This is a genomic window from Sphingomonas longa, assembly GCF_016892685.1.
GTDB lineage: Bacteria > Pseudomonadota > Alphaproteobacteria > Sphingomonadales > Sphingomonadaceae > Sphingomonas > Sphingomonas longa.
Genome location: NZ_JAFEMC010000001.1, coordinates 1,210,465 through 1,231,234 on the forward strand (window position 1 = coordinate 1,210,465; position 20,770 = coordinate 1,231,234).

The window sequence follows — 20,770 nt, forward strand, 5'->3', positions numbered from 1 at the left end:
GTACCTGCTGTGTTGATCGGGTCATACGCTTTGATACGCGTCAAGCCGCCTCGGACACAAGTCGATCCGTACCGGAGGCAATGGTTTGTGCGACGAATATCTTCGCGATCAACGCCGCGCCCGCGATTGGTCGAGGCACGACGCGGGTTGCACCGGTGTGGTCGGCTATCGCCCTTACATCTCCGGGGTTTCTCCAAAGCAATGTCGTTTCAGCGAAGCCAGCAGCGGCGGCGATCCGCGTCACCTGCTGCAGATCGGCATCCACCGTCGCGTCGTCGATCAGTACCCGTCGGACGTTGCCGTGCTGCAGCAAGGTGACCGCCTCGGCAGTCGTGGCCGCATAGACGAGGCGTCCGGTGTGACGCGCGAGCAAGGACGTCCACATCGCGCGGGCGATCGGGTTGCGCTCGACAACCAGAAAATCGGGACGTGCGAGTTCGCTGCCGACGCAGTCAGCGGGTGCAGGGGCGGCTCGGAGCGGTAGCGTGACGGTAAAGGTCGCACCGTTGCCCGGCTCGCTGCCGACCATGACGTCTCCGCCCATCGCCCGGGCAAGCTTGCGACAGATCGTCAGGCCCAATCCCGTGCCGCCGAACCGCCGTGTCGTGCTGGCATCCGCCTGCCGGAATGACTCGAAGATCTGCCCCAGTTTGTCCGGCGGGATACCGATGCCCGTGTCGGACACGGTGATCGCGACCCCCTCACCCGTTCCGGTCGCGATCAGCCTGACCTGCCCTGCCTCGGTGAACTTCATGGCGTTCGACAGGAGGTTGAACACGATCTGCCGCGTCCGTGCCGCATCGCCGATGACCCAGCCCGGACAGTCGTCGAGCTGCGCCACGAAGCTCACGCCCTTCGTGCGCGCCTGCTCCTCCCAGAGGCGGCTTGCTTCGGCGAGGGTAGCGGCAAGGTCGAAAGCGGCTTCCTCGATGGTGAGGTTGCCCGTTTCCATCTTCGCGACATCCAGGATATCGTCGACCAGCGCTCGCATCGTCATGCTCGCACCGTGGACCACCCCCAACCGATCACGCATCAGCGGCGCGAGCGTCGGGTCGGACAGCATCACCTCCGTCATGCCAAGAATGCCGTTCAATGGCGTGCGGATCTCATGGCTGGTCGTCGCCAGGAACTCGGTCTTCGCAGCCAATGCGCGCGACAGGGCTTCGTTGCTCTCGCCCAGTTCGGCGTTGGCCGCGCGCACCTCGTCGCGGCTGCGACGGATCGACACCAGCGCAAAGACGAGCAGTCCGACGATGATCGCAGCGGCGCCGGCGCCGCCATAGAAGATCGTCCGCTGCGTACTGGCACGCGTCTGCTCCAGTTCGATACGACGCTGCAATTCCTGTCCGCGCAACGTGGCGATGCGCAGTTCCTGATTGGTGAAGTCGAAGCGCGCGGCCATCAGCGCAGTGCTGGTCGTCGTGGCGAGCCGGGTAGCGTCGTCGTCGATCCGCTTCATCGCCGCCAGATGCGCAAGGGCGAGGTCGGCGCGTCCCATCCGGCGATAGATCGTATAGGCCGTCTCATGCGGCTCCCGAAGACTGAGCGTCGTCGTGCGAAGGTCGACCCCCGCGAAGCTGCGGTCGATCAGCCCCGCCGCGCCCGGCAGATCGCCGCGCTGCAACGCAGCCTGCGCCGCCACGGCCAGGACTTGTGGTCGCCAACCGGCACCGTCACCGCTGATGCTGATCGCATTGGCTTCTGTTATCGTGTGCGCAGCCTGCTCTGTCTTGCCCCGTTTAAGTTGGTTCCGAGCCATGTTGACCAGCAAGCGCACACGAGACGCCGGACTGCGGATTTCATCGGCAGCATCCATTGCCAGCTTGAATTGCTGAGACGCTTCATCAAGCCGACCCATCTCCTGCAACGCTGCGGCCCGACCGTTCCGCAGGGCGATCATCAATCCCGCATCACCTTGATACAGATCGAGCGCCTGTTTCAGGTACCGAAGTGCGCCATGGCTGTCTTTTGCATCGCTGTAGAGTGTCGCGATCAATAATAACGAGATGGCTTGGCTACGCGTGTTATGCACACCACCGAATATACGAAAAGCTTCCTGATAGTCTTTAAGGGCTCCTGCAGGCTCGATCCGCGCACCATGAAGCGATCCCCGGGTCATTAGGATATCGCCCATCAATTGCGTTTTTGGCCCATACCGGCGAGCCAAATGGAAGGCTGCGTCGAGTGGTACTGTCGCGCGTTCCTCCTCACCCAATCTATAACTGGCTTCGGCCTGGAGCCACAAGGCTGCTGCCAACGTCATGCCAGTCACCGGGTTGACGGATGCTCGACGAGCCTGTGCCGCTGCACGGATCGCCACTTCTCGCGCGGATGATGCATCAGCCAGCATCAACCTTTTGGCTCGATCCACATCGGTCGCCGCCACCGCGGCCGCATCAGACTGTGGTGATTGGGTGGCGGTTACCCTTGGCGCTGCAACAGCGGGCGATTGATCCGCGACCATCGCGACGGTCATCAGCACCGCTGCGAATAGGGCCCGCAACATCATGATGCGCGCCGATGACCCGTTGTCAGGTTCAGCAACTTGGCCGGAGCGCTGACGAAAACGCGCGCCTGATCTCGCGCGAGGAACTCTAGCAGGATCGGCAGATCGATAGGCCGACTGATGAGGAAGCCCTGCGCCACGTCGCAGCCCATCACGGATAAAAGCGCTAACGCGGATGCCGTCTCCACGCCTTCGGCGACCACCTCCATCTCCATCGCATGCGCCAGGTCGATCGTGGATCGGACGATCAGCGGGTCGCGGTTGGAACTGGTCAGCTGGGTCACGAACAGCTTGTCGATCTTCAACTCGCTGGCAGGCAACTGCTTCAGATAGGCGAGCGACGATAAACCTGCCCCATAGTCGTCGATGGCGATGACGATGCCGATGTCCGCGAACCTCTTGAGATGCCCTATCGCGCTCTGCGGATCGCGGATCACCGCAGTCTCGGTAATCTCGAAGCCGATCTTCACGCCGCTGCTCTGGATCAGCGCGCAGGCGCGACGGACGAAGCGAGCGTCGGACAACAGGACGCCGGATATGTTCACGAAGACCGGAATGTCATGGCCCCTCGCGGCCAGCACCCTTTGGTCCTTGATAACCTGTTGGATGGTCCAGACCGTCAGGTCGACGATATCCTGCGACTCTTCTGCGAGTGCGATGAAGTCGCCCGGCATGACCAGTCCGCGCACGGGATGGCGCCAGCGGATCAGCGCCTCGACGCCCGACACGACTTGGCGGCGAAGATGCAGCTTGGGCTGATATTGCAGGAACAGTTCGCCCTTGCCGATCGCATCCCGCAGGTCGCGCCCAAGGCTGGCGCGATCAGGCGGTGTCGTACCCCGCGCCAGATGCCGCACGACCGGCGCACGTGTCTCTCGCGCCGCTTCACACGCGCGCTCTGCTTCGTCGAGCAGGCGCACGTCGTCATGGAGGGTCACCGGGAGCGTCGCGGAGCCCAGCACCAGCTCTATGGAATAGGGTTCACCATCGACGTCGAAAGCCGCCTCGAACGCCGCGTCGAGGCGCGCGACGATCGTCTCCACCGCCTCAAATTGTACGCTCGCCAGGGAAACTTCGATGCGGTCCCGGCCGGCGGCAACGATGACGGCATCGGGCACGAGTTCAGCGACCCGGATGGCAATATTTTCGGCCAACATATTCGCGCGCACGATACCGACATGGCGGCGAAGGATCGGAAAATTCGAGATCGTCAGAACGATCAACGCACAACAACAGTCGGTTACCGAGGCTAAGCTGGTCGGCATTGGCGTACCGCCATCGGCACGACGGATCGGCGTGGGGGAGACGAACTCGCTCACTGCCGGGTCGCGGTCGCAGCCGCCGCAAGAGGGAATGCGAGCTTCATCTAGCAACCACCTAGAAGGCGGCTCATGAAAATTGCGTTAAGCCGAGCTTCATCTCCGGTTGTCGCAACCACCGCTGCAACCGGTTGTGCAATGGTGAAACGCGCATTAACCTCGGCGAAGCGCCCAACGAGGCGCTTTTGGGAGAAAAAACATGCTGCGTTTCATTCTCGCGCTGATCCACGTCGACGGCATCAAGCCCTGGTAATGAGATCGGCCCGGTCTTGCGTCGATTGACTACAAGACCGGGCCGAACTTCTTAGCGCCTGCGCTTAGGTGCGACATCTGACCGCGGTGTTTTTTGCGTACCGCATGCTCGGCCGCTGTGACGGCCTCGAGCGCTAATCACATCGGCAGGGGAAAGCGCGGTTGCTTGGATCGCGGGCATCGCTGATGCGCGGTCCATTCCGAGCACGGGCAGCGCTTTCGCGCCACCCGGCCCATCAATAATCCTTCGAATAGCGCAGGCTGCCGCTCGATCCGCCGAACGATCCGGTCGAGGTCAGCAGGCTGAGCGCCTTGGTCAGGGCGATCTCCAACTGCGTTGCGGTGAAGCCGCGCGCATCGGTCACGATTTCGACATAGATGTTGTCCGTCAGGTACTTGCCTGCTGCCAGGCTCGTCCCGCGGCCGGTCGCCTCGTCCGCCCCGAGGACGCGCAGGCGATCGAATCCGGTCGCCGAGCGCAGCTTGCCGAGCGGATTGAGTCCGCCGCCCCCGGATCCGCGCAGTGAATTCAGGGCCGATGCCAGCTGGATCGCCTCCGTCGCCGACAGATTTTCCGGGTTCGTCCCGAACAGCAGGCGACTCAGCACCTCGTCCTGCGGCAGGTTCGGGGTCGAGGTGAAGCTGATCTGCGGACGCTGACCTGTGCCCGTGACGTTGATGACGGCGGTAATGCCATCGGTCGTCGTTGTCGCCTGGATGTTGATGTCCGGATCGGTCAGCGCGCCGCCGCGGAAGCGGATCGTCCCGCGGTTCACGTCGAAGCGCTTGCCCGAGAACGAGTAGGTGCCGCGGACGAGATCGAGGCCGCCGGTGATGACTGGTGCTGCCGACGTACCGCCGATGCGCAAGTCCATTTCCCATTCGGACTCCAGCCCCATGCCGGACACGAACAACTGGTTCTCCGCTCGCACCCGCAGGTCGAGCTTGAACAGCCCCGGCGGTGTCGCCGGCACGGGCCGGTCGGTCGGGCGCGCGATGCGGATCTGGCTGCGGCGGCGAATACCGGTCAGCTCCGGCACCTCCGCCTGACCCTGCCGAATGATCTGGTAGCGCGCGTTCGGGATCGTCAGCTCCCCCTGGATCAGCCCGCCCTGGGGCCCGTTCGTCAGCCGCACCGTACCGCTGCTCGTCGCCGCCAGCGCGTCGCTGTTGGCGAGGCGGGCATTGTCCAGCGTCGCGGTCAGGTCGATCGGATAGCCGCTATCCGCCGCCAGCCCGATCGAGCCCTTGGCCTGCACCGTGCCATCACCGGCACGGGCGTTCAGCGTCGTGATCTCCAACCGATCGTTGTTGAACCGCCCAGCCAACTGCATCCGCGACAGTCGCGTACCATAGGTTTCGTTGTCGTAGGTGAGGTTGTCGGCGCGGATCAATCCGTTGAGCCGCGGTGCGGACACCCGCCCGCCGAAATCCGCCGCCACCGCGATAGGACCGGTCAGCTGCTGGTTCGGCAACGCCGCGAACGAGAACAGCAGTGAGGACGGACCGTTATAGCGGATGCCGCCCGCGAGTGGCGCGGACATCAGCCGCGTCATCCATGACCCCGCGCCCGGCGGCAGCGGCCGGAGCGTCGCGAGCATGCGACCGACCACGGTCGGTCCGCTCTTGACCAGCGCGCGTGCCTCGCCGCCGTCGCCCTGGAGACGACCCGCGAACACCACGTCGACTGGCGTCGAGATCGCCGCCAATCCGGTCCGTCGGAACTGCGACACTGTGATCCGCGCGTCTGCCGTCGGGAAGGACGCGCCCGAAGCCTGCGCATAGTCGAGGCTGCCCGTCGCCGTTCCCGACACGCCAAGGTTCGGTACGAACGCGGAGGCGATCGACAGATCGAGACGGTCGAGCCGGACCTGCGCGGTCGTGGCGCTACCGTACGCGCCCGCCAGCCGCACCGAGCCACCCCCACCGCCACCCTGCCCTGCGCCGAAGTCGATGCGGGTCGGGGCGAGCCGGTACGTGCCGCGATCAGCACGGATCCGGGCGGGATTCGCGGTCTTGAAGGTGATGCTGTTGGCCATCCCTTGCAGCGCGACGAGATAATCGTTCGGGCTGAGGCGGGCATTCATCGCCACGCGGAACGGCACGCCGTTCGATCCGGTCAGCAGCGCCTGTGCACTCCCGCGTCCGCCGACATAGTTCACCTTCGCCCGTGCGGACTGGATGACGGTCGGACCGTAACGCGTATCGGCAAGCTGCACGTCCGCGATCACCTGCGGCGCATTCGGGAACACCACGACGCTGGCATCGACGATCGCGCGGCCGATTGTGAAGTCGACCTGACCCGGCACCGTCGCGTTGTAGGCGCGGGCAGCGACGTCGGCACGCTGATAACCGCCCTGATTGGCGAGCTTGACGTTGCCGTTCATGCCGCGCCCGTTGAACAGCAGCGCACCCGCGAACGGCCCCGCCGCGGTCTGGACGACCCGACCATTGGCGGTGATCCCTGCGAACACCACCCGGCGGACGTCGACCGCCAATTGTGCCCCCGGTCGCACCAGGACGTCGGCAGTGAACGGGCCATAGTTGGTGCCGCCGCTCGCAGTGACGGCATAGGCACCACCCCGGCCGACGACTCGGGCGTTCAAATCGACCAATCCGACACCGACACCCGGGCGTGGTGCGCGCAGCACCACGACGGGCGCAGTCGCCGAGCCGGTGATGCGAGCGAACAACGGGCCATATTGGGTGGAAAACGCGTCCGCATCGACGGCCACCTCGCCGTTCTTGGGGTCGAACCGCCCCTGCCCGCGGGTAATGCGGAACTGTGGTGCGTTCATCCGCAGGTTGCGGAACGTCACGACGCCTTCAGGGCTGTAGCCGATGTCGGCACGCACGACGGCATTGCCGCCGAGGAAGTTACGCGCGCCGTCGTTGAACAGCTGCGTCGTCTGTGCCGCCACCCGACCGGTGATGCCGAAACCGCCCTTCGGACCCGGCACCAGTTTGGCGTCGGTGGTGATGTTGAGGATGCCAACGGAATCGACGCGATAGTTGTTGACGCGCCCCTTCAACGCACCCGTATACCGGCCCGTCTGCATGTTCGCGACGACGATCGCTGTGGCGTCTATGTTGTCGGAGCGAATGCGCAGGTTATCGGACAGGATGTTAGGCATCGAGATCGCGAAGTCGCCATTGATGCGGACATTGTTCGCCAGCCCGCCCACCGCCGCGTTCAGCCCGACGACGCGGCGCGCGCGAGCATTCACCGGCACCAGGATGCGGTCGCTGTTCACGCGGGCGAGCCCCTCGGCGTAGAGGTTTTCGACGCCCATCTCGCCGAAGCCGATCGCTGCCGCGGACACCTTGTAGTCCACAGTCGGGGTCGCGAAGGCGCCGTCCAGCACCACGCGTGCGTTCACGTCACGGCCGCGCAGATTGGGGGCGATCGCACCCGGCGTCAGCAACCGTGCATTGACCGCGAAATTCCCGAAACGGCTATTGGCGAGGTCGAGCAGACCGCCTGCGTCCACCGCCAGCGCGTCGGACTTCAGCGTCACGCGCGTGTCCGCTTTGCGGTCGTTCAGCGTCGTGTCGATCGCGACCTGAAGTTCGGGTGCCGTCAGCCGCTCGACCGGGCCCTCAAGATACAGTCCAGGTCGCGTCGTGCCGCGGACCTCGATATGCCCGTTCTTCGCGGTCAAATTCAGGTTCGCGAGCGGTCCGCCGCCGAGCGTCGCCAGCGCGCGGCCCTGCCACGATGCCCAGCTACCGCGACCGTCGACCGACACGGTCAGCGGCTGCTTCAGCGAGCCCATCGTCGCGACCACGCCGCCGGTCGGAGCCTGAAGCTTCAGATCGACATCGAGCGTGTTCCGATCCGGCACCGCATCGATCTTCAGCGCCAGCCGGTCGCCGCCGGCTACACCGGGGCCACGCAACGCGGCGGCATTCGCCACCAGTTGCGCGCGCCGGTCGGCGATGTGCACGACGCCATCGATCGACAGGATGTGAGCCTGCCCCGTCACCGGCGCGGCCAGCATGAAGCGACCGACCTTAAGACGGTTCACGTCGATGTCGAGATCGGGCAGCAGCGGTGCATTGGGATCGCTCGGCGTCGGCTTCAGCACCGGCTTGCGCCGCATCGTGACGGTCCCCGCCTCCAGCGAGCGCACGTCGACATGATTGCTGGCGAAGGCGAACGGACGCCAGTCGACCGCGAGCTTCGGGCTGTCGAGGAACACGCCCTGCGTATCGCTGACGCGCAAGTCCGACAGCGTCATCTGGCCATAGAGCGACCCGTCGATCCGCCCGACCTTGATGTTCAGCCCGGACGCCGTCGTGTAGCCGCCGATCTGGTCGGCGACGAACCGCCGGCCGGGATCGGTGTTGATGCCGAACAACACCAGCAACACCAGCACGATGAGGCCGAGGATCGCGATCCCCAGCCACTTCAGGATGCGTTGCCATAGCGGCCGGCGTTCGATCACCACCTCGTGCGAAGTGGAGGAAGTGGAGGCGCTGGACGGCTGCGTCACGGGCGTTTCCTCGGCCATCAGAATGCCTGCCCGATCGAGATGTACAGCGCGACCTTGCCGTCGCCCGGCCGCGGATTGAGGGGGGTCGCCACGTCGATGCGGAACGGACCGAAATTGGTGTAGAACCGCCCGCCGATCCCCGCGCCGAACTTCAGCGCGGAGAAGGTCGGCAGCGAATCCTCGTAACTGTTACCCGCGTCGATGAACGGCACGATGCCGAAATTGCCGAAGCGATAGCGTGCCTCGACGGCGAACTCGTTCAGGCTGCGCCCGCCGACCGGATTGCGCTTCGCCTCTGGATCGGCAGGGTTGATCGGCTCGAACGGCCCGAGCCGCTGGAACCCGTAGCCGCGGACCGACCCGCCGCCGCCGCCATAATAGCGCCGCGACGGTGCGAGATCGTCACGGTCGATGCCCTGAATCGACCCGGCGCGCGCACGGCCGGCGATCACGAGGCTGGGGCTGACCGGGTAATAATAGGTGCCCTCCACCATCGTCCGCACGTACGGCCGCACGCCGCCGCGCACCGACGTTTCCGGGCTGAGGTTCAGTTTCAGGCGATAGCCGCGGGTCGGGTTCAGCAAATTGTCCGACTGGTCGAACACCACCTGCCCTGGCAAAGCCGCGATCCCGAACGTCCCGCGACGGCGACGGCTCAGGTCGAAGTCGTACACGTCTTCGTTCGTGCCGGTCAGTTCGACGCCGTAGGAATAGGTGAACTTCTTCTGCCAGATCGGCGTCGAGTCGTAGCTCCAGCGGACCGCCAGCGTGCCGATGAAGGCTTCATAGGCGTCGTAATTCTGGTGGCTGGCATTGGCGATGATCGAGAAGGTACGATCGCGCCGCCCGGCGTTGGACCGCCGGAACGTCGCCCCCGCGCCCTGTTCCTGCGTACCGGCGACGACCGTGCCGATCAGCGCGCCCTCGTCCGGGAACAAGTTGCGATGCTGCCAGCTTCCCTCCAGCCGGATACCCTGCCCCGTCGAATAGCCCGCGGTGCCGGCCAGCGTGCGCGCCGGCCCCTTGGACTGGCGGACGAGCAGGTCGACCTCCTCGGTGCCGTCAGGTCCAGCGCGGCCAGTGCGCTGCGGTTCGACCGCGACGCTGTTGAACAGGCCGGTCGCGACCAGCGCGTCGCGCAGGTCGTCGGTCAGGCGATTGTCGTAGAGTTGCCCTTCCTTGAAGCGCGGGAAGACGTTGAGATGATCGACGCCGAACACCGTGTCGCCGGTCGTCGTCAGCTTGCCGAACGACGAGCGTGGCCCGGTATCGACCGGCAACGTATAGGCACCCGTCGCCTTCGGGGCCTGATCCTCCAGCAGGATGTCGCGATCGCCGACCTTGACGAAGGGATAGCCCTGCTGCGGCAGGACGAGGCTCACATTCGCCTCCGCGCCCTGGACGCGCGCCGCCTCGATCGGGTCGCCGACCTTCAGCGGCAGGTTGCGGCGGAGCAGATCGTCCGGGATCACCGGATCGGCGAGGATCGTCACCGACGACAGCGTGTACAGGCGCCCCGGCGATGCGGTGATCACGGCGCGGAATCGGCCGGGCGTGTTCGGCACCGACTCAACCGTCGACAGCGCGGTGGCGTCGTAATACCCCAGCGAATGCATCAGCCGCACCGCGAGCGCCTCGTCCTCACGCGCCCGCGCGCTGATCTGCGCCGTGTTCGCGGCCTTGCCGTCGCCTTCGTTCAGTGCGGAGAGCGACTTCAACTCGTCGGCCAGTTCCAGCTTGTCGAGACCGTTGACCGTCGTCTCATATCGGACTTCGGGCGTGTCGGGATTGGCGGTGACGGCCGTTTCCAGCGGTGTCGTGTCGAAGCTGCCGATTGGCGGCAGGGGCCGCGCGAGTTCCGGGTCTTCCGGTCCGACCGTCGGCAGCGTGTCGCCGGTCGCGACCGGCTGGTTCGTGGTCGGTGGAGGCAGCGGTGTCGAGGGCGCCGTTCCGGCCGCCGGCGGGGTGGTCATACCGCCGATCGGCTCCAGCGGCGAATTGATGTCGCCGGACAGCGGCGGCAGGGCCGCGTCGAACTCAGCCTCGGGTACGATCGGCGCATTGCCGTTCGGATCGCCCTGATCCGCCGGTGGAACGGTACCGGGCGTCGTGGATACTGGGGACTGGTCTGTCGATGGCTTCGGCGCATCCGGTCCGCGAGCGGGCGCGACACCAGGTTGCGACAGTTGGCCCGTCGCGGGTGCAGACGCGACGAGCGATACCGCCAGCCAATAATGTCGACGAGAACGAGCAGTCACACTGAACACAAAACCCCTTTCACGTCGGCACCCGTGTTCGGTATACCTTCGCTTGCAACTGAACGCCCTGATTTAGGCTTGGTTTCACGGAGTGGGGCTTTTCGCGCATCCGATCAGCCCGCCCACCGGCACGACCAGCGCGTCGCCACCACCTTTGGCGAGGCTGAGCGTCGCCGTCGGCACGATCGCACCGTCGACCAGATCGCTCCGCGTCGCAATCTGGATCGCGAGCGTCGCGGTGATGTCGTCGCGCCGGTAGGTGGTGCTGTCTCCGAAGCCGAACCCCGCGCCACCCGCCTGCTCGGCGCGGGCGATGTCGACGACCTTGCCATCGAGCACCAGCCGCAACGTCGCCGGATCGGCGCCCGCCATCGCCACCAGCCGGCGATCCTCCGCACTCCACAGATACACCGCGCATCCTTTCGCGGGCAGCGCCTGTTTCGGCAGCGTGCCGGGGATCGGCACCGTCAGGGGTGCCGGCACCGGAGCGGCCTGCGGCAGCGGTACCGGAGCGGCTTGCAGCAGCAGCGGGAGGGAAAGCGCGATCATGCCGCAGCCCCTATCATCATCAGCCACGCGGGATAAGCCGCCAGCGCCATCAGTGTCCCGAGCGGCAGCGCATCGTCGCGCGCGACCGGCCGCCGGCCGATCCGCCGCACCAGCACGATGCCCAGCCCGATCAGCCCGGCGACCACCAGTACCGCCGGCAACGGTCGCCAGCCCAGCCATAATCCGATCGCACCGAGCAGCTTGGGGTCGCCGCCGCCCAGCCCCTCGCGCCCACGGATCAGGCGGTAGGCCGTTGCAGTAGCCCATAGCAGCCCGAAGCCGAGCAGGCCGCCGATCAGCCGATCTTCCAATCCCGGCTCCAGCCCGGCCACCACACCCGCGATCCCGGCCAGCGCCAGCAGCGCGGTGATCCGATCGGGCAACCAGAATGCCCGCCAGTCGAGCGCCGCCAGCACCAGCAGAAGCCACCCGAACACCGCACCCGCGACCGCGGTCGAGCTCGGCGCGATCAGGCCCGCCGTGACCCCGACCACCACCGCCGCCGCCTCGATCCGCCAGTGCCAAGGATCGATCCGACTGCCGCAATGACGACAACGCCCGCGCTGGATCGCGGCACTGAGCAAAGGCACCAGTTCGTGCGCGCGCAATGTCCGGCCGCATGCATCGCAGGCGGATCGCCCCGTCATGACCGACCGCCCCTCCGGCCAGCGCAGGACAAGCGCCGCCGAGAAGCTGCCGATGATCGCGCCCAGTCCGCCGAGAATCAGCGCCCAGAACGCAGGCTCGCTCACCCGTTACGTCGGATCAGATAGCGATAGACGCCCAGCAGGTTGATCCCGAACAACACCGTATTCTGCGTCCCCAGCGCCCAATCCTCGGTCAGCCACGCCCCCGCGAACCACGCCATCGACGACGTCACGAAGATCACGAACCCCCATCCGGTCAGACGTCGCCCGTAATCGAGCGACACCATGAACGCCGCAAGGATGCCCGAGAGTGAGGCATACCATTTGATGCCGTCCGTCAATGTTTCCATGCCGATCGTGTAGCCGGGGCGCACGGCTTTGCCATTGACCCCGCTCAACGCTAGATCGCGCGCAAAGAAAAACTCCCGGAAAGCCCGTCATGTCCGATACCGCCGCCAACGACCCTGTCGTCATCCTGTCCTACGCACGGACACCGATGGGCTCGTTTCAGGGCTGTCTGTCGGGCGCGACCGCGACGGAACTGGGCGCCGCGGCGGTCAGGGGCGCGGTCGAACGGGCGGGCGTGGCCGCCGCCGATGTCGAGCGCATCTATATGGGCTGCGTCCTGCCCGCCGGCCTGGGTCAGGCTCCGGCGCGGCAGGCGGCGATCGGCGCAGGCCTGGGCGATCATGTCGAGGCGACGACCGTCAACAAGATGTGCGGATCGGGCATGCAGGCGGCGATCATGGGCGCGGAGGCGCTGGCGGCTGGCTCGGTCGACCTGCTCGTCGCGGGTGGCATGGAGAGCATGACCAACGCCCCGTATCTGTCGAAAAAGCACCGCGCCGGCGCGCGGATCGGTCATGACACGATGTACGACCATATGTACCTCGACGGGCTGGAAGACGCGTACGAGCCGGGCAAGCTGATGGGCAATTTCGCGGAGGATACCGCGGCCGAATATCAGTTCACGCGCGCCCAGATGGACGATTACGCGATCGAGTCGCTGCACCGTGCGCAGGCCGCCCAGAAAGACGGCGCGTTCGATCGCGAGATCGTGTCGGTCGAGGTGAAGGGCCGCAAGGGTAGCGCGACGATCACGCTCGACGAACAACCCGCCAAGGGCGATGTCGCCAAGATCCCGACGCTGAAGCCCGCATTCAGCCGGGACGGTACGATCACCGCCGCCAATGCCTCCTCGATTTCGGACGGTGCCGCGGCGCTGGTGATGACGCGCCAGTCGGTTGCCGACCGCCTCGGCCTGACGCCGATCGCGCGCATCGTCTCGACCGCCGCGCACGCGCACGCTCCCGCCAAGTTCACGACCGCGCCGGTATTCGCGATGCGCAAGGCGATGGACAAGGCGGGCTGGGGGGCGTCGGATATCGACCTGTTCGAGATCAACGAAGCCTTCGCTGCGGTGGCGATGATCGCCATGCGCGACCTCGACCTGCCGCACGACAAGGTCAACGTCCACGGCGGCGCCTGCGCATTGGGCCACCCGATCGGGGCGAGCGGCGCGCGGGTGATCGCGACGTTGCTGTCGGCGCTGGAAACCACCGGCGGGAAGCGCGGCCTCGCCTCGCTGTGCATCGGCGGTGGCGAGGCGACTGCGGTGGCGGTGGAAATGATCTGACGGACTGAGCGCGTCGCCGCATAGCGTCGCCTGCGTCAGGCCGGGCTCGTCACGGCATCCACCGTTCAGCCGACTGCGAGTCTGCGGAGCAGCCGGTGCCGGGACGAGCGTGGCAGGACGATCGAAGCGGCTCCCACTCGCGTCTTTGTGCGGCGTTAACCACTCGTCGCATAGACGGGGCGGACGGCGGCGTGGACGATTGATCTCCCTCGCACGCCGCGCAAACGATGCCAGCGGTGCAACCGGAGGGAAAATGTTGTTCGATGTTTTGGTGATGGCCTACGCCGTCGTCGTGGCGTTCGTCTTGTCGACCGCCAGCCGCAACCGCCGCGAACAGCGGCCCAACGGTCGTGCCGTCCTGTACGCCGGCCAACTCGCCTGTGGCGTATCGATGACCTTTTCCGTGCTGTGCATGGCATGGGTCAGTCTGTCGCTGCTAGGCGCTGCGCCCTACCCGACGATTTCCTGAACCCGGCAGCGCCGGATCGGTTCCGGCACCCTGCTGAATTTTCTTCAGGGTAGCACTTCGGTCGGGCTTACGCCCCAAAGCTGCCCAAGCTCGACGAAGCCGACCTGCCCCTTCACGTCGAAGCGGCACCAGCCGTTTGCGCATTGGCTGATCCGCCCGACCACGCCCGGCGCCGCGCGCCACGCCAGCCGTGCATCCGCCGATGGGCGATCGCGCATCGCCAGCGGCTCGGTTCCGCGTACGATCGCGGTCCGCGTCTCGCGCAACAGCGTGCCCTGCATCCACCCCTCGGTGCCGTCCGGATCGCGCACCTTGCGCCACTCCTTGAACACCTGCACCACCTGCACCGGCAGGTCGGCGCGCTGGTACAGCCAGCTTGCCGGGTAGGCGCGCGCCGGGCCGGTCCGCATCCGCGCCTGCCCGGGACCGATCGACGCCCAATACGGCACCTGACGCTTGGCCTGCGCGGTCGCAGCTTGAGGCGCGATTACGACGCTGCCGGATGTCACCGCGGCGATAAGCGCGAACGCCAAGAAACGCATGATACGAAACCCCTTCGCGTCTGCTCTTCCACGAAAGCCGTGTGCGGATCAACGACCGGCAAGTGACGAGCGTTGACGTGCCGTGTCGGCTCCGCCAAGCCCGCTGCCATGTCCGATACGCGCCCCTCGCGTCCGCGGGTTCCGCACCCCAAAGTCGTGGTCACGCGCGACCTGCCCGATCTGGTGACGGGACGGATGGCGGCGCTGTTCGACACCGACCTGAATCCGTCCGATATCAAGCGCACGCGCGAGCAGCTCGCCGCCGCGGTGGCGGATTGCGACGTGCTGGTCCCGACCGTCACCGACGCGATCGACGCTGCGATCATCGCCGCCGCCGGCCCACGCCTGAAGCTGATCGCCAATTTCGGTGCGGGCGTGAACCACATCGACCTGAAGGCTGCCCGCGCGCGCGGGATCATCGTCACCAACACGCCCGGTGTCCTGACCGAAGATACGGCCGACATGACGATGGCGCTGATCCTGTCGGTCCCGCGCCGTCTGGCGGAGGGCGAAAAGCTGGTGAGATCCGGCGAATGGCATGGCTGGAGCCCCGGCGGCATGCTCGGCCACCGTATCGGCGGCAAGGCGCTGGGCATCGTCGGCATGGGCCGCATCGGTCAGGCGGTTGCGGCGCGGGCCCGCGCATTCGGCCTCGCCATCCACTATCACAACCGCCACCGCCTCCCCGCCGTGCCGGAGGCGCAGCTTGCCGCGACCTTCCACGCGGATCTCGACGCGATGCTGGCTGCGGTCGATATCGTCACGATCCACACGCCGTTGAACGCCGACAGTCGCCTGCTGCTCGACGCGCGCCGGATCGGCCTGATGCGTCCGCACGTGTACCTGATCAACGCGAGCCGCGGCGGCATCGTCGATGAGGAGGCGCTGGTCGACGCGCTCGAGGGCGGACGGCTGGCGGGCGCCGGGCTGGACGTGTGGGAACACGAACCGCGCATCGATCCGCGCCTGCTGGCGCTGCACAACGTCGTCATGACGCCGCACATGGGCTCCGCCACCTACGAAGGCCGCCTCGCCAGCGGTGAGAAGGTCATACAGAACATCCGCATGTGGGCCGACGGCCACCGCCCACCCGATCAAGTGCTGGAAGGTTGGGCGTGAGGCCAGCCATTGCTGCTGTGCAGCATTTCGCTCCCGAAACGGCAGGAACATAACGCAGCGGTCATCCTTTTGGTCGGGTATCTACCCCTAACGCAAGGATTTCCCCATGAAGAAGATCGCTCTGTCCGCCCTGCTCGTCGCCTCCGCCGTGTCGATGTCGGCCTGCTCGACGCTCCGTGGGGCCGCGATCGGCGGCGCGGGTGGTGCCGGCGTCGCGGCGGTCACGGGTAACGATGTCGGCAAGGGCGCGGCCGTCGGTGGCACCGCCGGCGCGGTGGTCGGCACCGTTGCCGACTGACGGTGATCCGTGGGCGATGACCGTCCACAGTCCGTTGAGGAGCGTTCACGAGGGGGCTTAGCCGCCAGCGCCTGCTGCTTTACCCCGCAACCGAGGCGAACCAGCTTCGCCTCGGTCGAGCACTATCTGACGTCTGGGACCCCAGCCAGGCTCGCGTTCATGCCGGCAGCCGCGCCAGCCAATCCGCGATCATCGCACGGCCTGCCGCGACCGCGCCCGGACCTAATCGGGCATGGTCGGCCTCGACCGCCGCCGGGTCGATGCCCGCGTCCGCCATGTAGTCGCGCCCCTCGGCCAGCCAGATGTCGAAGCGCGCGTCCTCGCCCATCTCGGCATGGAATTGCAGCGCGAGGACGGTTTCGCCTCGTGCGAACGCCTGCCGCGCATAAAGGTCGCTCGACGCCAACAACGTCGCACCGGTAGGCAGATCGAACGTATCGCCATGCCAGTGCAGCACCGGCACCCCCGCCAGCGCGGCCAGTGGCGATCCGCGGCCGTCGTCGCTCAGCGTCAGCGGCGAGAAGCCGATCTCGGTGCGCGGACCACGATAGACCGCCGCGCCCAATGCCGCCGCGATCATCTGGCTGCCGAGACAGATGCCCAATGTCGGCAGCCCCTTGACCAATCGCCGGCCGATCGCGGCGACTTCGGGGCCGATCCATGGATAAGCATCCGTTTCGTACACCCCCATCGGGCCGCCCATGACGACCAGCAAGTCGGGTGTATCGAGTATGTCGCCGGAGAAGTCGGCACTGTCCGCCGCCAGCCATTCCAACCCATAACCCGCCGCGAGGATCGGCTCCCGGTATCCGGCCGCGCCCTCGTAATCGACGTGCCGGATGATGAGCGCGCGTTTCGCCGCGGTTATGGTCATGCCTGGCGTCAGTCCCCGGTCAGGATGCGGTCCACCAACTGCTTCACCGTCGGAACGAAGCCGTTGGAATAAAAGGGATCACGCTTGAAGTTATAGGCGGCGTGACCCGCGAACATCAGGTTCTGCTCGGTGTCGCCGCCGTGCGCGATGTCCTGCAACGTCTTCTGGATGCAGAAGCTGCGGGGATCGGCGAGCCGGCCGGTCGAGTTCGTGTCGGTGTCCGCCCAGCTGGAGAACAGGCACTGCGACAGGCAGCCCATGCAGTCCGCCTGATCCTTGCGGATTTCCATCTTCTCGGTGGGCGACACGAACACCAGCGTGTTGTCCGGCGTCTTCAGCGCATCCGTGAAGCCGTGGCCGAACCACTCGCGTGCGCGCAACAGGTCGCCCTGCGTCACCCAGAAGTTCTTGCCCTTCACGCCGACGTCGAGCTGGAAGACGTGGTCGCCCGCCTCCTGCTGCGAAAACGCGATCTGGCGCGCCGACCGCGCCTCCAGCGCGCGCAGGAACGGATTGCGGACCGCCGACGAATAGAAGCCGGTGGGGGAGAAACGGTGGAGCAGCACGTCGCCCTCTTCGATCTCCATCAGCTTCGCCTTCCACCCCTCGGGAATCGGGCTTTCCCGCGTCAGCAGCGGACGCGTACCGTACTGGAACGCGATCGCGCCGAGTTCCGGATTATCGATCCAGTTCTCCCAATCGCGCAGATACCAGACGCCGCCGGCCATCACGATCGGCGTGCTGTCCGGGATGCCGCCCTCGCGCATCGTGTCGCGCAGTTCCTTGACACGCGGGTAAGGGTCCTGCGGCTTCAGCGGGTCCTCGGCATTGGACAGGCCGTTATGACCGCCCGCCAGCCATGGATCCTCGTACACCACCGCCGCGAGCCACTCCGCCGCCTTGGAATAGGCGCGCTTCCACAGCGCGCGGAACGCCCGGCCCGACGACACGATCGGCAGGTACGAGACATTGTAGGAGGAGGTGATTTCCGACAATTTGTACGGCATGCCCGCGCCGCAGGTCACGCCGGCCACCAGCCCGCGCGTCCGCTCCAGCACGCCGTGCAGGATGCGTGGTGCCCCACCCATTTCCCACAACACGTTGATGTTGATCGCGCCCTTGCCGCCTGCAATGTCGTAGGCGCGCTTCACCTGCTCGACCGCGCCGGCGATTGCGTATTCGATCAGCTCCTCGTGCCGGTCGCGGCGTGTCAATGAGCGGTATATCTGGGGAATGATCTTGCCGTCAGGATCGTAGCTGTCGGCGTTGACCGCCGATACCGTACCGATACCGCCGGCAGCGGCCCACGCTCCTGCGGACGCATGGTTGGTCGCGGCGACGCCTTTGCCGCCCTCCACCAGCGGCCACACTTCGCGACCGTTATAGTTGATGGGGGAGAGACCCTTGAACACGAAAACGACACCTTTCGGACGAAATACGACTTCCTATAGCGGATGGATGCGGGCGTGCGAGCGAAACATGGATCATGCGTCCATCGCTGCGCCGTCCACTGCACCGTCAGCCAAGTGCCCCAGGCCGGTCCAGCGCCTGCTCGTACAGCGCCTTGTAGCGCGCGATCATCGTCGCCTCGTCATACTCCGCGACAGCCTTAACACGGTTCGCCGCGCCGACCGTGGCCCGCGCGGCGGGACCGTTGATCAGGCCCTGCATCACGTCGCGCAGGCGTACCTCGGTCGGGTACTCGGCGATGAAGGGCAGGTTCTCCGGCGCGACCATCCGCCGCACGTCGCCGACCGGCAGGCTGGCGATCGGCAGCCCGGCGGCCATCGCCTCAACAACTGAAATCGGGAACTGTTCGCTTTTCGACGACAGCGCCAGCAGGTCGAAGTGGCGTAGATAGCGGTACGGGCGGTCGACGAAGCCCGGCATCAGCAGCCGGTCGGACAATCCCATCGCCATTGCCGCACCCTCGATCGTCGCCCGCTCCGGGCCCTCGCCGACGATGACGAGCCGGAACTTGCCCGACAGTCCACCGGCTGCGCGGACCAGGGCCGGCAGGTCTTTGACCGCGCGCAGGCCGGCGACGGCGCCGATGATGACCTCGCCTTCCTTGCGGACCAGCCCACGGATCGCCTTCGGTTCGGGATCGCGGAAATAATGCGCGGTGCCGATGCCGTTGACGATGCGGTGCACGCGCGCTGCCGGCTGTTTCCAAGCTTTCAGTGCGATCGCCTCCAGCACCTCGGACGGGACCGCAAGCGCGTGCGCCGCGGGCAGCGCGACGCGGCGGTACATGTTGCGCTCGATCTTCAAACCGGCCGCTTCGTCTTCGTTGAACCCATCCTCGTGATGGACCAGCGGCGGCGCGCCCTTGGCGAACACGCGGCGGGCCATGACACCGTCGATCGCGCCCCAGTTATAGGTCAGCACCAGATCGAACCGGCGCATATAGTGCGCAATCGCCTCGTAGCGCTTGACCGAAGGGCGACCGGTCAGCGGCAGGTCGCCCTGCGCGATCTCGTAGCGGACACCTTTCGGAATGGAGTCCCGCGCACCTAGTGCGCCGGGCACGCCCGACACGATCGTGTGCCGCGCGCGGTCGCCCCATGCGCCCATCAGCCGTACCGCCCGTGCCTCCTTGCCGCCGAGGTCGAACGAGGAATGGAGGTGGAGGATGTGAACGGGCGCGGTCATGCCGGCATCGATAGCGTCGTGCGCACCGGCTTCCTACGCGAAAACCGACTTCGCGACGTGCGTGATCCGGCAAGCCAGGTCCGCCTCCCCGCTCGCGACGACATAATGGTCGCCGGCGTCAGCGATGCCGGTCGTGAACACGACGTTGTCCAGGTACAGGCTGTCCTTCAGCGGTTCCGTCAGCGCGGGCGCGGGTTCCAGCAGCGGAGTGTGTTCCGTGCGCACCGTAACGCTGGGGTCGTCGCGGTCGAGGATCGACCAGTAGGTGCGATAGATGCCCACGACGCCCGACGGCTCCACCCCGTGCCACAGCGTCAGCCAGCCTGCATCGGTCAGGATCGGCGGGGTTCCCCCGCCCATCCGTGCGGTCGAGACCGTCGCGGCATGCGGCCGGATTCCGGGCTTGTCATAGGGTTTCCAGTGCAGGCCATCCGGAGAGGTCGACAGGTTGATCGACGGCCCGGCGCGCCACTCGCTGCCCGGCGGATAGGCGAAATACAGGTCGCCGAGCGGGCGGGTCTGCGCCCAGTATTTGCCGCCGACCAACCCCTCGAACACCAGCATGTCCTTGTTCTGGTGGTCGAGGACGATCCCCTCCAGCGTCCAGTCGAGCGCGTCGGCGCTGCTGTACATCGTCGTGCAATGGCGTTCCGGGCTGACCGAGCAGGTGGTCATCAGGAAGCGGTCGCCGACCCGGCTGATCCGCGCATCCTCAACGCCGTAGCATTGATAGTTCGCAGTCGGGGCGATGGCGCGGTCGTAGTGCACGGCGACGACGCTGCGCCCCTCCGCATCCAGTTCGACGGGCAGCAGCCACGATAGGCTGGTCAGGGCCAGCACCTTCCACCCGCCGCCGCGCATCAGGAACTTGCGCGGGTCGGCGGTGTCGACCAGCGCGAGCGGCCACGCGTCGAGGTGATACGCACCGTCCGCCCAGCGGATCGCGTGGATGTGCCCGTCGTGGATCGGCTGCTTCAGCGCCTCTGCGATGCGGACCATCAGCAGCAGGTTGCCGTTCGCCAGCCGCGTCATGCCGGGGTTGAACGCGCCCAGCACATAGGTTTCGGCGTCGATCTTCCCCGCCAGGGGCGACCGCGACAGATCGACATCGGCAGGGGTGAAGACGAGGTGGTCGAGCGGCATCAGCGTC

16 protein-coding genes are annotated in these 20,770 nt (G+C 66.4%); 4 read left to right on the forward strand and 12 right to left on the reverse strand.

The features are described from left to right. Positions 1-40: 40 nt before the first annotated feature. From ILT43_RS05935 to ILT43_RS05965, 7 genes are all read right to left on the reverse strand, one after another. Positions 41-2,476, reverse strand: a complete 2,436-nt coding sequence (locus ILT43_RS05935; RefSeq protein WP_211534361.1) for a tetratricopeptide repeat-containing hybrid sensor histidine kinase/response regulator — start codon at positions 2,474-2,476, stop codon at positions 41-43. Between the two features lie 29 nt (positions 2,477-2,505). Continuing rightward, positions 2,506-3,825: an EAL domain-containing protein gene (locus ILT43_RS05940; protein ID WP_204196018.1), complete on the reverse strand. Its 1,320-nt coding sequence runs from the start codon at positions 3,823-3,825 to the stop codon at positions 2,506-2,508. A gap of 488 nt (positions 3,826-4,313) precedes the next feature. Next, positions 4,314-8,591 (reverse strand): translocation/assembly module TamB domain-containing protein, encoded by a 4,278-nt coding sequence (locus ILT43_RS05945; RefSeq protein WP_204196019.1) that lies wholly within the window; start codon positions 8,589-8,591, stop codon positions 4,314-4,316. Beyond that, on the reverse strand, positions 8,591-10,831 hold the full coding sequence (locus ILT43_RS05950; protein WP_204196020.1) for a BamA/TamA family outer membrane protein: 2,241 nt from the start codon (positions 10,829-10,831) through the stop codon (positions 8,591-8,593). The genes ILT43_RS05945 and ILT43_RS05950 overlap by 1 nt, the downstream gene beginning before the upstream one ends. A gap of 84 nt (positions 10,832-10,915) precedes the next feature. Further along, positions 10,916-11,380: a hypothetical protein gene (locus ILT43_RS05955; protein WP_204196021.1), complete on the reverse strand. Its 465-nt coding sequence runs from the start codon at positions 11,378-11,380 to the stop codon at positions 10,916-10,918. Beyond that, positions 11,377-12,132, reverse strand: a complete 756-nt coding sequence (locus ILT43_RS05960; protein WP_204196022.1) for a prepilin peptidase — start codon at positions 12,130-12,132, stop codon at positions 11,377-11,379. The genes ILT43_RS05955 and ILT43_RS05960 overlap by 4 nt, the downstream gene beginning before the upstream one ends. Next, positions 12,129-12,377, reverse strand: coding sequence for a hypothetical protein (locus ILT43_RS05965; RefSeq protein ID WP_204196023.1), 249 nt, complete (start codon positions 12,375-12,377; stop codon positions 12,129-12,131). The genes ILT43_RS05960 and ILT43_RS05965 overlap by 4 nt, the downstream gene beginning before the upstream one ends. An 89-nt stretch (positions 12,378-12,466) precedes the next feature. Between ILT43_RS05965 and ILT43_RS05970 the strand changes: the two genes are divergently transcribed. Then, a complete protein-coding gene (locus ILT43_RS05970; RefSeq protein WP_204196024.1) occupies positions 12,467-13,663 on the forward strand; it encodes an acetyl-CoA C-acyltransferase in 1,197 nt (398 codons plus the stop codon). A gap of 274 nt (positions 13,664-13,937) precedes the next feature. Then, positions 13,938-14,132: a hypothetical protein gene (locus ILT43_RS05975; protein ID WP_204196025.1), complete on the forward strand. Its 195-nt coding sequence runs from the start codon at positions 13,938-13,940 to the stop codon at positions 14,130-14,132. A 44-nt stretch (positions 14,133-14,176) separates the two neighbouring features. Here ILT43_RS05975 and ILT43_RS05980 read toward each other — a convergent pair whose 3' ends face one another. Continuing rightward, entirely contained in the window at positions 14,177-14,674 is a 498-nt protein-coding gene (locus ILT43_RS05980; protein ID WP_204196026.1) for an SH3 domain-containing protein, read from the reverse strand. Between the two features lie 108 nt (positions 14,675-14,782). Here ILT43_RS05980 and ILT43_RS05985 point away from each other — a divergent pair, with 108 nt between their 5' ends. Both ILT43_RS05985 and ILT43_RS05990 read left to right on the forward strand, forming a co-directional pair. Beyond that, a complete protein-coding gene (locus ILT43_RS05985; protein ID WP_204196027.1) occupies positions 14,783-15,793 on the forward strand; it encodes a 2-hydroxyacid dehydrogenase in 1,011 nt (336 codons plus the stop codon). A 106-nt stretch (positions 15,794-15,899) separates the two neighbouring features. Then, complete coding sequence (locus ILT43_RS05990) at positions 15,900-16,091, forward strand: YMGG-like glycine zipper-containing protein (RefSeq protein WP_204196028.1); 192 nt, start codon at positions 15,900-15,902, stop codon at positions 16,089-16,091. Positions 16,092-16,248: 157 nt separating this feature from the next. Here the strand turns inward: ILT43_RS05990 and ILT43_RS05995 are convergent, their stop codons facing one another. The 4 genes from ILT43_RS05995 to ILT43_RS06010 all read right to left on the reverse strand — a co-directional run bounded on the left by ILT43_RS05995 (position 16,249) and on the right by ILT43_RS06010 (position 20,763). After that, complete coding sequence (locus ILT43_RS05995) at positions 16,249-16,965, reverse strand: glutamine amidotransferase (protein WP_204196029.1); 717 nt, start codon at positions 16,963-16,965, stop codon at positions 16,249-16,251. An 8-nt stretch (positions 16,966-16,973) separates the two neighbouring features. Continuing rightward, positions 16,974-18,377, reverse strand: a complete 1,404-nt coding sequence (locus ILT43_RS06000; RefSeq protein ID WP_211534362.1) for an NAD(P)H-dependent flavin oxidoreductase — start codon at positions 18,375-18,377, stop codon at positions 16,974-16,976. A gap of 106 nt (positions 18,378-18,483) precedes the next feature. Then, positions 18,484-19,620 (reverse strand): glycosyltransferase family 4 protein, encoded by a 1,137-nt coding sequence (locus tag ILT43_RS06005; protein WP_204196030.1) that lies wholly within the window; start codon positions 19,618-19,620, stop codon positions 18,484-18,486. Between the two features lie 33 nt (positions 19,621-19,653). Next, entirely contained in the window at positions 19,654-20,763 is a 1,110-nt protein-coding gene (locus ILT43_RS06010) for a glycoside hydrolase family 130 protein (protein WP_204196031.1), read from the reverse strand. Positions 20,764-20,770: the final 7 nt, after the last annotated feature.

What these genes read in the sequence shown, in the direction of transcription:
- ILT43_RS05970 (WP_204196024.1), top strand. Translation starts at nt 12,467, where the DNA reads ATGTCCGATACCGCCGCCAACGACCCTGTCGTCATCCTGTCCTACGCA.
- ILT43_RS05975 (WP_204196025.1), top strand. Translation starts at nt 13,938, where the DNA reads ATGGCCTACGCCGTCGTCGTGGCGTTCGTCTTGTCGACCGCCAGCCGC.
- ILT43_RS05935 (WP_211534361.1), bottom strand. Translation starts at nt 2,476, where the DNA reads ATGACCGTCGCGATGGTCGCGGATCAATCGCCCGCTGTTGCAGCGCCA.
- ILT43_RS05990 (WP_204196028.1), top strand. Translation starts at nt 15,900, where the DNA reads ATGAAGAAGATCGCTCTGTCCGCCCTGCTCGTCGCCTCCGCCGTGTCG.
- ILT43_RS06010 (WP_204196031.1), bottom strand. Translation starts at nt 20,763, where the DNA reads ATGCCGCTCGACCACCTCGTCTTCACCCCTGCCGATGTCGATCTGTCG.
- ILT43_RS05995 (WP_204196029.1), bottom strand. Translation starts at nt 16,965, where the DNA reads ATGACCATAACCGCGGCGAAACGCGCGCTCATCATCCGGCACGTCGAT.
- ILT43_RS05955 (WP_204196021.1), bottom strand. Translation starts at nt 11,380, where the DNA reads ATGATCGCGCTTTCCCTCCCGCTGCTGCTGCAAGCCGCTCCGGTACCG.
- ILT43_RS06005 (WP_204196030.1), bottom strand. Translation starts at nt 19,620, where the DNA reads ATGACCGCGCCCGTTCACATCCTCCACCTCCATTCCTCGTTCGACCTC.
- ILT43_RS05980 (WP_204196026.1), bottom strand. Translation starts at nt 14,674, where the DNA reads ATGCGTTTCTTGGCGTTCGCGCTTATCGCCGCGGTGACATCCGGCAGC.
- ILT43_RS05945 (WP_204196019.1), bottom strand. Translation starts at nt 8,591, where the DNA reads ATGGCCGAGGAAACGCCCGTGACGCAGCCGTCCAGCGCCTCCACTTCC.
- ILT43_RS05965 (WP_204196023.1), bottom strand. Translation starts at nt 12,377, where the DNA reads ATGGAAACATTGACGGACGGCATCAAATGGTATGCCTCACTCTCGGGC.
- ILT43_RS05985 (WP_204196027.1), top strand. Translation starts at nt 14,783, where the DNA reads ATGTCCGATACGCGCCCCTCGCGTCCGCGGGTTCCGCACCCCAAAGTC.